The 14094-nt window shown below is 55.8% G+C and carries 9 protein-coding genes; 7 read left to right on the forward strand and 2 right to left on the reverse strand.

Going from position 1 to position 14094, the window contains the following annotated elements:
• Positions 1 to 28 precede the first annotated feature (28 nt).
• The 7 genes from ACGY09_RS01550 (at position 29) to ACGY09_RS01580 (ending at position 10742) form a co-directional block, all read left to right on the forward strand.
• Positions 29 to 250 (forward strand): hypothetical protein, encoded by a 222-nt coding sequence (locus ACGY09_RS01550; protein ID WP_373651827.1) that lies wholly within the window; start codon positions 29 to 31, stop codon positions 248 to 250.
• Positions 251 to 735: 485 nt separating this feature from the next.
• Complete coding sequence (gene ilvN, locus ACGY09_RS01555) at positions 736 to 1278, forward strand: acetolactate synthase small subunit (RefSeq protein WP_373651826.1); 543 nt, start codon at positions 736 to 738, stop codon at positions 1276 to 1278.
• 109 nt (positions 1279 to 1387) lie between these two features.
• Positions 1388 to 2392: a ketol-acid reductoisomerase gene (gene ilvC / locus ACGY09_RS01560; protein WP_373651825.1), complete on the forward strand. Its 1005-nt coding sequence runs from the start codon at positions 1388 to 1390 to the stop codon at positions 2390 to 2392.
• A 251-nt stretch (positions 2393 to 2643) separates the two neighbouring features.
• The gene (locus ACGY09_RS01565; RefSeq protein ID WP_397570205.1) at positions 2644 to 5424 is read left to right on the forward strand and encodes a tetratricopeptide repeat protein; all 2781 of its coding nucleotides are present in this window, start codon (positions 2644 to 2646) and stop codon (positions 5422 to 5424) included.
• Positions 5425 to 5522: 98 nt separating this feature from the next.
• Entirely contained in the window at positions 5523 to 6371 is an 849-nt protein-coding gene (locus ACGY09_RS01570; protein ID WP_373651823.1) for a DUF4159 domain-containing protein, read from the forward strand.
• An 80-nt stretch (positions 6372 to 6451) separates the two neighbouring features.
• Positions 6452 to 7426 (forward strand): AAA family ATPase, encoded by a 975-nt coding sequence (locus ACGY09_RS01575; protein ID WP_373653779.1) that lies wholly within the window; start codon positions 6452 to 6454, stop codon positions 7424 to 7426.
• Positions 7427 to 7535: 109 nt separating this feature from the next.
• Positions 7536 to 10742 carry a heme-binding protein gene (locus ACGY09_RS01580; protein WP_397570206.1) on the forward strand — a complete coding sequence of 1069 codons (3207 nt, stop codon included), beginning with the start codon at positions 7536 to 7538 and terminating at the stop codon, positions 10740 to 10742.
• A 44-nt stretch (positions 10743 to 10786) separates the two neighbouring features.
• On the opposite strand, the gene ACGY09_RS01585 is transcribed toward ACGY09_RS01580, so the two are convergent.
• Together ACGY09_RS01585 and ACGY09_RS01590 are read right to left on the reverse strand one after the other, a co-directional pair.
• Complete coding sequence (locus ACGY09_RS01585; RefSeq protein WP_397570207.1) at positions 10787 to 12850, reverse strand: TolC family protein; 2064 nt, start codon at positions 12848 to 12850, stop codon at positions 10787 to 10789.
• Between the two features lie 611 nt (positions 12851 to 13461).
• Complete coding sequence (locus tag ACGY09_RS01590) at positions 13462 to 14034, reverse strand: hypothetical protein (RefSeq protein ID WP_397570208.1); 573 nt, start codon at positions 14032 to 14034, stop codon at positions 13462 to 13464.
• Positions 14035 to 14094 lie beyond the last annotated feature (60 nt).

A 14094-nucleotide genomic window follows, 5' to 3' on the forward strand; every position in this document is an offset into this window, starting at 1 on the left:
TGCGGCGACCTCCAGACGATCGTATTTTATGATTCCAGATCACGTTATGGTTGGCAGTCTGATCTGCCTCCTTTGCGCCTTGCTCGCGGTGAAAAGCGACTGGTTCTTGAAACACACCCGAAAAGGTGCATTTCTGATCCGTCAATTTGGTGACGCTCAGGCCCCCTGGGTCGTCCGCGGGCTGGCGTTAAGTGGAATCGTATTGGGGTTGCTGCTGATACTTGAGGTGGTCCGCCCGATTCAGTGGTGAGAGTCGTTAATCTCCTCTCTGGCGGTATTCGCTGGTGAGGAGTCTCTGGCCGGGTCGACGATGGCCATCGTTCGCAGGTTGCGATCGGCTCGATCGGTCATCTGCGGATGCATCCTGCCAAGCCAGGGCCGATTTCAGAGACCAGACTCACTTCCCTTGCGGCCTCTCATTGAGAATGAGTTTTCCCAAGAGGATGAACACGGAAGTGAGTGGGCGTGTCTGACGCCCATGCAGACCGTATTGTGCGGTTGAGCTTGAGAAATTGTGTTGCCTCAATATTCCACTTAACTTGTTTCCGCGTCGATCGGTGCTTACGATGGTCGACCCTCCGCCAAATGTGTACGAGTTATTTTTTTGGCGAGTCGAGGGTTGAATCAACACCAAAGTCGCCGCCGTCGGGTGGTGGATCGAGGCGACAGCCTCGTCAATCAAAAGTGTTTTTTGGCGGTTTCGATCGTCAAGACTCCATGGAAAGTCCCTGTTCGATGAAGCATGTGCTGTCCGCGATGGTGATGAACCAGCCGGGTGTGCTGGCCCACATCTCCGGAATGCTCGCCTCGCGCGCATTCAACATTGAAAGTCTGGCCGTCGGCGTGACCGAGCGGCCTGAGTTTTCGCGTATCACCTTTGTGGTCGCCGGTGATGACAAGGTTCTGGACCAGGTCCGGAAACAGCTTGAAAAGATTGTGACTGTCGTCAAGGTTGTCGACTATCAGCACCAGGATCTGGTCGAACGTGATCTGATGTTGATCAAGGTGTCGACGGCAGGTGACCAGCTCTCCAATGTCCGTGAAATGGTTGAAATCTTTCGCGGAAAAGTTGTCGACGTCGGTTCTTTGCACGTGATGATCGAGATTTCGGGATCCGAGAGCAAACTGACCGCCTTTATCGAACTGATGCGTCCATTCGGGATCATCGAAATGGTTCGGACCGGCCGGATCGCATTGGCCCGGGAAAAATCATTGTCGGTTGAAGACGCACTTCAACCACCTCCCGCCTACGAAGAAGAAGCCGCCATCAGCGGTTGAGATAGTGGAAAGCTGATTTCCAATTCTGTAGTACCGTTGCGAGCAACTGATCGGCAGTTGCAGCCCAGCGGTAGGACCGAGAATTCCTTTTTTCTGAAGAGAAGCAACGATGGCCGCCAAGGTTTATTATGACGACGACGCCGACTTGTCCCTGCTGAAGGGAAAGACCATTGCAATTCTTGGCTACGGCAGCCAGGGCCACGCACAGGCCCAGAACCTGCGCGACAGCGGCTGCACCGTCGTCGTCGGACAGCGTCCTGGCAGCAAGAACTACGATCTGGCCGTCAGCCACGGTTTCAAGCCGGTTTCGATCGCCGAAGCGACCAAGCAGGCTGACCTCGTCAACATTCTGCTGCCTGACGAAGTTCAGGGCGACATCTACCGCACCGAAATCAAGCCAAACCTGAAGCCCGGTGCACTGCTGATGTGCTCGCACGGTTTCAACATGCACTTCGGTCAGGTCGTCCCCCCCGAAGGGGTCGATGCTGCACTGGTGGCCCCGAAGGGTCCCGGCCATCTCGTCCGTGCTGAGTACGAAAAAGGGGGCGGTGTCCCCAGCCTGATCGCCCTGACCCCCGGCGCGTCAGAAACCAGCCGCAAGCTCGCCCTGGCCTACGCCAAGGGGATCGGTGGAACTCGCGGTGGTGTGATCGAAACCACGATCGCTGAAGAAACCGAAACTGACCTGTTCGGCGAACAGGTTGTGCTGTGCGGTGGTGTCAGTGCTCTGATCAAGGCTGCCTTCGAAACATTGGTTGAAGCTGGCTACCAGCCCGAAATGGCCTACTTCGAATGTATGCACGAATTGAAGTTGATCGTCGACCTGTTCTATCAGGGTGGACTCAACTACATGCGGTACAGTGTTTCGAACACGGCAGAATTCGGTGACTACACCCGCGGTCCTCGTATCGTCACCGATGCGACCAAGGCCGAAATGAAGAAGATTCTGCATGAGATCCAGACCGGCCAGTTCGCACGTGAGTGGATTCTCGAAAACCGTGCTAATCAGCCAACCTTCCAGGCCATCAAGCGGCGCGAGCGGACTCATCAGCTCGAAGAAACGGGCAAGCAGCTCCGCCGGATGATGAAGTGGATCAATGCAAAGGAATATTAATCGTCCCACGCTGTAGACGAACTGCCATCGGCAGGCATTCATTGAATAGCGGATACAGCGCGCGGTATTGATTAACCAGGATCGGACAGAGAAGGCTGCCACGGACTCTTAGACCTCGTGGCTCCCCCTCTGAGTACTGTCCAATCGAAGAGAAGCGGTGGCATTCAGTCACCGCTTCTTCCATTTCCGCCGTGCTGTTGTCAGGAAAGAACCATCGCTATACTCGGATGAGTTCATCAGGAGGACCGTGAATGCCCGAGGCCGTACGAACTTGTGACCTGGCGAGAAATTGCATCCGCCCTCTTTCCGGGCGCCCCGCGCGCGAAACAAGCTCAGCGAGTACGGTCTCCGAAATCACATCGGATCATGGGTGCAAAGTCCCCCGTCGTTTCCCTCGAAGAAACGGTGCCCTCACAGCAATTTTTTACTTTTGCCTCGTTGCCAGTCTGCTTGGCCCCGTCTCGTTCCTGGTGGCCGCAGAAGTCGAGCCGACCCGCCAACTGCTGATCAGCGGGAAGTATGACGAATGCATTGAAGTCACGGCGAAAGCAATTGATGACCGCGTCTTCGGCGAAGAATGGTATTCGTTCAAAGCAGAAGCCGAGATGCAAACCGGCCGGTACAAGGACGCGTTTGAGACCATCTCGGGAGGATTGACGCGCTACGCCTGGAGCATCCGACTGCGACAGGGTGGTATCGAACCGGCTCGAATGTCGGGCAATGTCGATCAAGGGACGCAGTGGCAAGAAGAGATGGCGGACATCGTCAATCGCGCCGCGTGGCGCTACAACGGTGATCCTGACAGTTTGGTCTCGCTGGGCAAAGTCGCTGCGGCGACAGGAGCGGACGCCCGGCAGGTCCTTGAAATTTTTTTTGACCGTGCTCTCAAAGTCAGCCCGGGCCACCGGGGTGCCATTCTGGCGAGCGGTGAGCTGGCTCTTTCAAAAAAAGACTTTGCAGTCGCCGCGGAGACATTTCAGGAGGGCCTGAAAGCGCATCCAAACGATCCTGACGTGCACTTCGGCATGGCGAGAGCCATCGAAAGTTCGCAGCCTCCACTTGCCAGTCACCACCTCTCCGAGACTTTGCGACTCAACCCCCACCACGTCCCCGCCATGCTGCATCGAGCGGCACAGGCGATTGATGCCGAGCGGTATAGCGATGCCACGAGCCTGCTGGAAGATGCTCTCAAAATCAATCCGGCCAATCCCCTGATCTGGGCTTACCGAGCAGTTCTGGCTCATTTGAACAATGAGCCAGAAAAGGAAGCGGAGTACCGGGAACGGGCTCTCACACCCTGGCCTGAAAATCCCGTTGTCGACTATCAGATTGGACGGAAGCTTTCACAAAAGTACCGGTTTGCAGAGGGGTCAGAGCATCAGCGGACAGCGCTGAAGTTCGATCCGGGCTATCAGCCGGCGCGCGTGCAACTCGCTCAGGACCTGCTTCGGCTGGGAGATGAGGAAGAAGGGTGGAAGCTGAGCGAACTGGCATTGAAGCACGATGCGTATGACGTACAGGTCTTCAACCTGATGCAGCTACGTGATGAACTGAGCAAGTTCACCACGTTGGAAGCAGATGGCTTTCGCGTCCGTATGGAAGCAACGGAAGCCGCTATCTACGGGCACGATGTGCTTCAGCTATTGAAGCGTGCCAAGGACACACTCTGTCCCAAGTACGGCATCGAATTGCAGAGCGTGATTACCGTTGAGATTTTTCCGGATCCCAATGATTTCGCGGTCCGAACATTCGGGCTGCCGGGAGCGGATGGTTTCCTGGGGGTCTGTTTCGGCAAAGTCATCACGGCCAATAGCCCCGCCTCCCAGAAGGACACTCCGGTCAACTGGCAGTCCGTACTATGGCACGAGTTCTGTCACGTGGTCACACTGGAAAAAACGCGAAACCGTATGCCGCGATGGCTCAGCGAAGGGATTTCCGTCTACGAAGAGCGTCAGGCAGGAGCGACGTGGGGACAACGGATGTCACCCAAACACCGCAAGCGGATTCTCGACCGGGGAGTCTCATCCGTAAGAGACATGAGCGGCACGTTCATGCGACCGGACACTCCAGAAGATCTTCAGTTCGCCTACTACCAGTCCTCCCTGCTGGTGGAATTCTTGATTGAGAAGTATGGCCTGGATTCAATGAGAAACATCCTTGGCGATCTGGGGGCCGGGATTCCTGTCGAGGTTTCGATCGAGCGGCACACGTCATCACTCGATCAGATCGATCACGAGTTTCATGACTACGCCCTTGAAATGGCCCGGCGTCTCGCTCCGGAACTTGACTGGGAACAGTATGACTTGTCGGCCATCCGGGATGATGACGATCCCGAGCGACTGGAGCGTTGGGTAGAAGATCACCCCACCAGTATCCAGGGATTGACCATGCTTGCGGATCAGATGGTAATGAAACGCGAGTTTGACAAAGCCAAAAAATCACTCACAAAGTTGATCGAGTTGTACCCGGAGCAAACGGGGCTCGACAGCGCTTACATCCTGCTGGCAGCGATCCACCGGGAACTGGAAGAGACCGGCGAGGAACGTCAGGTCCTGGAGCAATACGTCACTCACACAGATGACGCCAAGTCAGCCCTGCTCCGTTTAATCGATCTGCAGACAGCCGCCAGTGACTGGGCTGCCGCCGCAGCCAGCGTTCGCAAACTGCTCGAAGTCAATCCTCTGCTTCCTCAGGCCCAGCGAGCACGTGCAATGACCAGCGAGCAGCTTGGTATCGTCGAAGACGCCATTCAGGGACTAAGGGCGGTTCTCCTGATGGATCCGGAAGATCCCGCAGAAGCTCACTTCCGTCTGGCGCGATTGTTGAATGGGCAAGGGGACGCGGAAGCGAAGTTGCACGTTCTTGCAGCCCTCGAAGAGGCCCCCCGATATCGCGAGGCGCAAAAGCTACTTCTCAAAATTGTGCGGACCCACCCCGCCGAAGCAAGCCCTCCTGATTCAGTTACTGAGCCTCCTTCAAACACGGCCCCCGAGGCCAATCCCGTTCCTACCGACGCGACAAAAATGCCTTGAGGGCGACGGGATGAAAAACACGAGATTGTTGAGCCGATTGCAGGGAAAGCGGAACCGATTCGATGAATGAGCCACCGACCGACTCAGGAAAACCCGCCATGAAACGTTTCGTTTCCGCGATCAGTCTGCTCGCGCTACTGCTGGCGGTTATGGGAGTCATCGGACTGACGTATGCCCAGAATCGCTCCTTTTCCCGGCGGTTCAGCGGACGATTAGAAACGTCTGTGCCCGACAACCGCAATGGGGTACCTCTCTGGGAAGTGGATCCTGCATTCAAAGACGACGTCTTCACCTTCGTTCGCATCGAATATGATTCAATGCGTCGGCCGGGCTCCTGGTTGACTGACTTCCCCGACGCGGACCTGAATCTTTCGTATCGTCTCCAGCAGTTAACATCGATGAAGGTCGACCCCAACGGCCGGATCATGCGTCTGACCGATCCGGATCTGTTCCGATACCCCTTCATCTATCTGATCGAACCTGGTGGCATCTATTTGTCACCTGACGAAATCGCAGCACTCAGACGCTACCTGTTAAATGGTGGTTTTCTGATGGTGGATGATTTCTGGGGAGAAGACGAGTGGCGATCACTCTACGAGGCGATGAAACAGGTCTTTCCTGACCGCGAACCAGTGGAATTGCCCCTTGAACATCCCATTTTCCACTGCGTCTATGACTTGAAAGAAAAACCACAGATTCCTGCCATCGGAGTCGCCATGGATGGGCGTTCCACTGGAAGAACTTGGGAACGTGAGGACGCCAGGACGCCCCACTACCGCGGCATCTTCGATGACAAGGGGCGGTTGATGGCTCTGATTTGTCATAACACGGACCTCGGAGACGGCTGGGAACGGGAAGGTGAAGACCCCTGGTACTTCACCGAGTTTTCCGAGAAGAAAGCCTATCCTCTGGGGATCAATATCATCTTCTATGCCATGACGCACTAATCGAATCGAGATCATCTCTTCAAACTACGTCGGAGCCCTTTGTGAACGTGACGCGACTCTCTCCTGCTGACGACGACGAAATGCGCGTGCTTGAACTGGTTCGAACCAGTCGGCAACGGATTCGCACGGAACTTGCAAAAACCATCGTCGGGCAATCCGAAGCGGTTGAGCAACTTTTGATTTCCTTGTTCGCCGGTGGCCATTGTCTGATCACCGGAGCTCCCGGACTGGCCAAGACGCTGCTTGTGAAATCGATCGCTCAGGTCTTTCATCTGAAGTTTCAGCGAATTCAGTTCACCCCCGACCTGATGCCCGCAGACATCACGGGGACCGAGATTCTTGAACAGGACGAATCCGGACGACGGCAAGTCGTGTTCGTAAAGGGCCCCATTTTCGCCAACGTGCTGCTGGCCGACGAAATCAACCGGACACCTCCCAAGACACAGGCCGCACTTCTGGAAGCCATGCAGGAGCACCAGGTCACGGCTGCGGGAACAAAGTACATACTGGAAGAGCCGTTTTTTGTTCTGGCAACACAGAACCCGATCGAAATGGAAGGGACGTATCCCCTTCCCGAAGCTCAGCTCGATCGCTTCATGTTCAATGTCGTGATCGACTACCTTCCCGAAGATGACGAAGTCGCCGTCGTGGCGCGCACCACTTCCGCCCCTTCCGAGGCGATCGAGGCCCTGTTCACGGGTGAAGACGTCCAGCAGATTCACGCGCTCGTCCGAAAAGTTCCCGTGGCGGAAGATGTTGTCCGATACGCCGTGCGCCTGGCTGCCGCATCCCGCCCAAATCAGGCGAACACACCTGACTTCGTCAACGAGTATGTCTCCTGGGGTGCGGGGCTTCGCGCTGCTCAGTACCTGATCCTTGGTGGAAAGGCCCGAGCCTTGCTGGCAGGTCGGGCGAATGTCACCTGGGAAGATATTCGCGCCCTGGCCGCCCCGGTCCTCAGGCACCGCGTCCTCATTAACTACCGCGCGGAAGCCGCGGGTCAGACGGTCGACAATATCATCTCGAGAATCCTCGACACGGTGAAAGAGTTATAAGTCTTCGTTCTGAAAGCCGTTTTCCGGATCTGGTTGAGTGGACGAACCGTGTTGCAGTAACCATGATTCCCCTCTCTGATCAGCTTCTTTTTGTAAGGAACCATTGTCGATGTCCTTCAGAGCCACTCGTTTATTTTCCCTCGCGATCCTTTCGCAGTTGGCAACGCAATCATTTGCGCTGACTGCCGAAACGACGGACGGAAAGCATTTCACTCAGATTCCTCAGATTGCTCCGGCAAAGGGGCAGCCCGACTCGGCTCAGCCGACTCCCGCCGTTCCCGCCGCGACACTCTTTAAAGACGGCCCCGCGCCCAGTTGGATTTGGGGCGCTGACGAAGCAAAGAATTACGTTGTCCGAAAAACATTTCAGGGCGGTGGACAGTCGGCGTGGCTGCGAGCGACGTGCGATAACTCCATGACGGTCTATCTCAACGGCAAGAAGATCGCCTCCAGCGATGACTTCACCCGTCCCGAACAGATTGACATTCAAGCCAGCCTGAAAGCGGGTGAGAATCTCCTGGAAGCAGAAGTCGCCAACTCGGGCGGCCCTGCAGGCTTCGTGGCGAAACTGGCGATCACCGGTGCCGATGGCAAGGTTCGCTACGTCGTCACCGATAACTCCTGGACCGTTTCGAACTCGCGTGAGTCAAAAGAGTCCACAGCCGCAAAGGTGGTCCTGAAACTGGAAGATCATCCCGGTGGTAAGGCAATGCTGGACGATCTTTCGATCGAACCGGCTCGTGACCTGTTCAATCTGCTGCCTGGTTTCCAGGTCGAGCGGCTGTTCACAGTCCCCAAGGAAGAACTTGGTTCATGGGTCAGCATCACGACTGATCCGAAAGGGCGACTGATCGTCAGCGACCAGGGAAAGCTGGGACTGTGCCGAATCACTCCTCCTCCCATTGGCAGCAGCGCTCCGACCAAGGTCGAGCGACTGGACATCAAGTTCGAAGGGAAGACCTTCTCCGGTGCACAGGGTCTGCTGTGTGCCTTCGACAGCCTCTACGTCATTGTCAACAGCGGCGATATTCCCACAGCGTTCTATCGCTGTAAGGACACCGATGGCGATGACCAGTACGACGAAGTCATCAAGCTGCGCGACATCCCCGGTGGTGGCGAGCACGGACCACACGCATTGCGTCTTTCTCCCGATGGCAAATCGATCTACGTTGACGCCGGCAACCACACGAAATTGCCGTTTGAAGTCACGCTCAACTCCCCTCCGCAAACCATGGCGGGTGTCCGACCGCAGCAACTGCGAGCCACCCTTCCCGAAGGTGTCACCAGCCGTTCCGTTCCTAACTGGGACGAAGATCAACTGATGCCTCGTCAGTGGGATGCAGGGGGACACGCTGTCGGTGTTCTTGCACCAGGCGGATGGATTGCAATTACCGATCCTGATGGCAAGACCTGGGACGTGTTCTCGACCGGTTACCGCAATCAGTACGACTTCGCGTTTAACGCCGACGGGGAAGTTTTCGCCTACGACGCCGACATGGAATGGGACTACGGATCACCGTGGTACCGTCCGACCCGCGTCGTGCATGCGACCAGCGGCAGTGAATTCGGCTGGCGCAGCGGTACCGCGAAGTGGCCAACCTATTATCCAGACAGCCTTCCTCAACTCGTTGACGTCGGACCTGGCTCGCCCGTGGGTGTTGAGTTCGGTTATGGGACCAAGTTTCCCGCCAAGTACCAGAAAGCCCTGTTCATTTGCGACTGGACCTTCGGCACCATGTACGCGGTCCATATTGAGCCCAGCGGTGCCAGCTACAAGGCCACAAAAGAAGAATTCATTTCGCGAACGCCGCTGCCTCTGACCGACGTTGTCGCTCATCCGGATGGGGCGATGTACTTCACCGTTGGTGGTCGCGGTACCCAATCGGAACTCTTTCGAGTCACCTATGTCGGCAAAGAGTCGACAGCTCCTGTTGATGCCCGCAATACCCGCGATGCTGAACTGCGTGCCCTGCGACGCAAGATCGAAACCTATCATGTGGCCAATTCGGAAAAGCCGGCAGCTGCAGTCGACTTCCTGGTCCCCCACCTTGGTCACGCAGACCGGCACATCCGGTTCGCTGCCCGGATTGGCCTCGAGCGACTGCCTGTCGACTTGTGGCAGAACAAGGTCTTCTCTGCAACGAATCCCGATGCGATCATCACCGGTTGTATCGGCCTGGCTCGACAGGGTGAGCCACACCTGCTTCCTCAGATCCTGATGGCTTTGGGAAGTATCGATGCCCGCAACCTGACCGAACCCCAGCAGCTTGGACTGTTGCGTGCGTTGCAACTGACTTTCGTCCGACTTGGGGCTCCCGATGCGGCAACCAAGGCGCTCATTGGTGAAAGACTGGATTCTGTCTTCCCCACCAATAGCAATGCCTTGAATCGCGAACTGGCGAACCTGATGGTCTTCGTCGAATCACCCGGTACGATCAAGAAGATTCTTCCGCTGCTGACCAAAGAGAAAGTCGTCGAGATCACGGATCTGGGCGAAGTTCTCGCGAGAAACAAGCAGTACGGTGCAGCCATCGAAGCGATGTACGCGAATGCTCCTGACCTTCAGCAGTACTACTACGCTTACGTGCTGCGAAATCTGAAGTCTCACTGGACGCTGGAAGCTCGAAAGACGTACTTTTCGTGGTTCGAGAAAGCCCATTCCTGGTCAGGGGGTGTCAGTTACCAGAAATTCCTGACGAACATCGAAAATTCGGTATTTGAACAATTGCCCGAATCAGAACGAATCGTGCTGGAAGCCAGCGGCGCACGGAAGGCTTACAAAGCCCCGGAACTGCCGAAGCCGGTGGGCCCAGGTCGGAATTACACCGTCGATGAACTGGTGGCCCTGTCTGCCACTCAATTGCGTGGTCGTGACTTCAAGAACGGCGAGAAAATGTACAGGGCTGCACGCTGCGTCGTTTGCCATCGCTTTGCTGGCGACGGGGGATCGACGGGTCACGACCTGACCCAGGCTGCCGGACGGTTCTCGTTCAAGGATCTTGCCGAATCGATCATCGACCCCAGCAAGGTTGTCTCGGACCAGTACAAGACGACGATCGTCGAGACCGCTGACGGAAAGACGCACACGGGACGGATCGTTGCAGCGACCGCTGATTCGATCACGATTCTCGTCGACCCTGAAGACTCGACCAAGCTGGTCACTATCAAAAAGAGCGACATCGAATCGCAACAGCTTTCCGATGTTTCGCTGATGCCAAAAGACTTGCTCAAGCAATTGAACGAAAACGAAGTGCTTGATCTTCTGGCGTACTTGTTGTCCCGCGGAAATGCACAGGATTCGATGTTCAAACGATAAGTTCAAACATCGAATCCTGGCTGACTGACTCAACTTAATCGATCTTATTCGATCTGGTTGGGTCCGATTGGTGAGGGAAGATCTCCGGGGTCGCCGGAATCCAAGTCCGACGGCCTCGGCAGAATTTCGTCGTACTCGTCAGGTTGCGTTGAATCCATGTAACCTGACCCCATAAAGCCCGCTGGTGCTCCTGGATAGACTTCCGTCTGATCCACGGGTACCGGTGAGGCATACTCGGGCGGCAAAGTCTTCAGGTTTGGAGCAGGGAAGGCAAAGCTGCGTGCCCATGCCCGTCGAACCGCATCCTGCTGGGCATACGTATTCCATTCGCCTTCGGCGAGTCGGATCCCATCGTTTTCCAGCAGGGTTCCGCGTCGCTGATGCAGTTCTGTGATCGCCTTGTTGTAATTCACCAGCGAAGTGTAGTAGGCGATTTCTGCGGCCGCGTTACTGGCCTGAGCACGAAGGACAAGGTCGAGAGTTGCGTCTCGTACACCAGCTTCGTATTCCGCCGTCGTCGCCTGGACACGACGTTCCGAAGCGATCTTGCGGTCGAGATGTGTTCGTGCCGTCATATAGGCCAGGTCAACCTTCTGGATCGAATCAGCCAGTTCGTGACTGATATCCAGTTCCTGTGCGGCCAGACCTGCCCTGGCTTTGACCAATTGCAGTTCGAGGTTGTGCAACTGAGCACGGAAGGCACGGAAACCGATCGGCATACTGAATTGAAGACCGACGTTCCACCCTGACTGATCGCCGCGGGTCAACGCTCCATAAGCACTATTGTACCCCTTCTCTGTCATACCGTCGCTTGAACTGTTCGACAGCAGTGTTTCACCGAAGCCGTTGAGCTGGTATGACGAGATGAAGTTCAACTGTGGGTTGATCACGTTTTCAGCAGCTTTGACCTGAAGCTGCAAGCTCTTGATGGCCCACTTCTGTTTCCGCAACTCGACACGCCGAGTCAGCCCGTCGATTAATGCAGACTCCCACTGAATGAGGTATTCGCCTTCGAGCGGGTTGTCCGCCGGACGAATGATTCGACCGTCGTTGACGGGCAGTCCCATCAGTTTACGGAACGCATTCTCAGTCCTGAGGATGTTACCCCACGCATTTTCGACGTTGGCTCGCGTATTGAAGTAGTTCTCTCGAGCCTGTGCTTCGTTACTGGCGTTACCCCCCGTCGCACCCACATCCATCTTGGCTTTGACTTCACGCCAGGTTCTCAGCGAACTGTCCCGATTGGCACTTTCGGCTGCGAATTGGCGATAGGCTAGGTACAGTTCCCAGTAGAGGTCTTCTACGTCCTTGACCATGGTGATCACAGAATTCTCGAAATCAGCAATCGAGATATCTGTGTTGATACGCGAGATGGCCACCCCTTGGGACACCCCGGTCACACCTGTCAGTCCGGCGCGTGCAGGACCGGCAATTCGGTTGTACTCGACGCCCGAACCAGCCCACAAAGGCTGAACGAACTGAACCTGTGAGACCGCCACGTAGTTCGACGGGAACAAAGTCGCCGAAGGGAACATCGGATTGACCGCGTTCGTCCCCTGATACGTCCAGTTGTTGTTGAACGCGAGCGACCCCCCGGTTGCGAAGGTCTTGGCCAGGCTGGATGTGAAGTTCGCAGAGTCGTTTCGACTGACGAAACCGGGATAAGGAATCGTCGTGTTGGCGACCGCTTCATTGTGACCAAACAACATCTGACTGGTGAACGTGGCGTCGTAGTCTGCCAAAGCCGCTTCCACACCACGGTTACCGAAGAGGTATCCCGAGTCGCGGATGGCTGGATCGTAGACCGACGGTGCAGTGCCTGGAGCTTGCAGAATTGCCTGCTCGTTCGACCGCGTTCGGATCAATTTGTTGTTCTGCACAGCCAGATGGACAGCTTCCATCAAGCTCATGTCCCAGACTTCGTCTTCATGTCGATCGCGAACAGTGTGTGGCCGCTGCGTGTTGACGACATCAGGAGATGTTTGCTCTTCAATAATCGGATACTCGATCGCCGTCGTACGGTCGACGTAGTCCCGAAGCTCTGCATCTCCCAAATAAGAGACAGGCCTCGCGGTGCGACAACCAACCAGGGCGCTGGAAATCAACAACGCATTGATCCATCGGATCGATCGCCTCCACCTCATGGGATGCATCCTTGCCAATACTGCCATCCGTGGGATTACCGATACATTTCTGTATAACTGTTTCCGGAAGCACACGAGGCATAACCGCTGTGAGAGTTACGCCTCGTGAATCTCCTACAACCAGTATCGGCGTCAGAAGCGGTACCGCATGATTCGAAGTACAATTAGATTTAGCTGGTATTTATCGAATAACTCGTACAGGTGACATGATCAAAAAAGTCAACCTAACCGATCAATTTGGGAAAAAAACCGAAATCTTTCACTGTGACCCCATGTTTGACTCAATTTGGACGGCCTGAGTGACTCACGAGTCATTTACACGCTTGGGACTTTCTTCCAGACCGTCAGCGGTGGGCCACCTGCAGCGAATTCGGCGGCGCCGCACGGATCAATTCCGGTTCAATCAATCGAACAGGTATCCCGCTTCAACCCAAGATCCTCTGAAGACCGCAATGTCGGATTCCGCTTGTCGAAAACCTCGTGCGGCTCCGCCGCCTTGGTAGCTCAAAGCAGCAACCAAGGCGACCCGATCCGAATACACACACAGGGTAGCCACGGTTGACGCGGCTTCGCGGCTACCGCTGTGGCAAAGCCACACGAGGTTTCAGTCCATTCCCCACCGACGTTTCATCCGCGCCGGCGGGACTGATGCGAATGAGTTGATCCAGCGAAATCACTGCCATTCGATAAAGCAGACCGACGTGTGGAGGCTCCTGTTCCTGTCGCTCAATCGTTCCACTGACGCGAATGGACTTCCCTCGAAAGTGCGATGAAACGTCCTCGATTCCCAGACTTACCAAACGTTCCACCAGTTCTGGAGAAAGAATGAGGCAAAAGTGATTGCCATCGGTCGTGCGCTCGGCAGATCCCCCCTCACCCTCGCCACGGTGCGAAGCGGGAAAAACCACGAGTGATGGATGTTCCCCCTGAGGACTGAGGTTAGCGATATCAAGGGGGCGTGCCTCTGCAGCCAGCAAGCAGACTGTCGCGGGGCCCGTGTACCCAGATCTCACAACCAGTTCCGGAGTCCACACGTCGGGAAGAGATGGATCGCCAATCCCCGGCAACGACAGGGTGTCGCCCGAGTTTTCCGTATCCGCCTCTGCAACCAGTTTGGCAACGATTCTGCGACGTGCATCAGATCGCATCTTTTTACCCTCCTGACGTCCCACCGATCCTGAAAGTGTTGATAGACGCCCAAGTCCTCT

It is taken from the genome of Schlesneria sphaerica (assembly GCF_044336245.1).
Taxonomy (GTDB): Bacteria; Planctomycetota; Planctomycetia; order Planctomycetales; family Planctomycetaceae; genus Schlesneria; species Schlesneria sphaerica.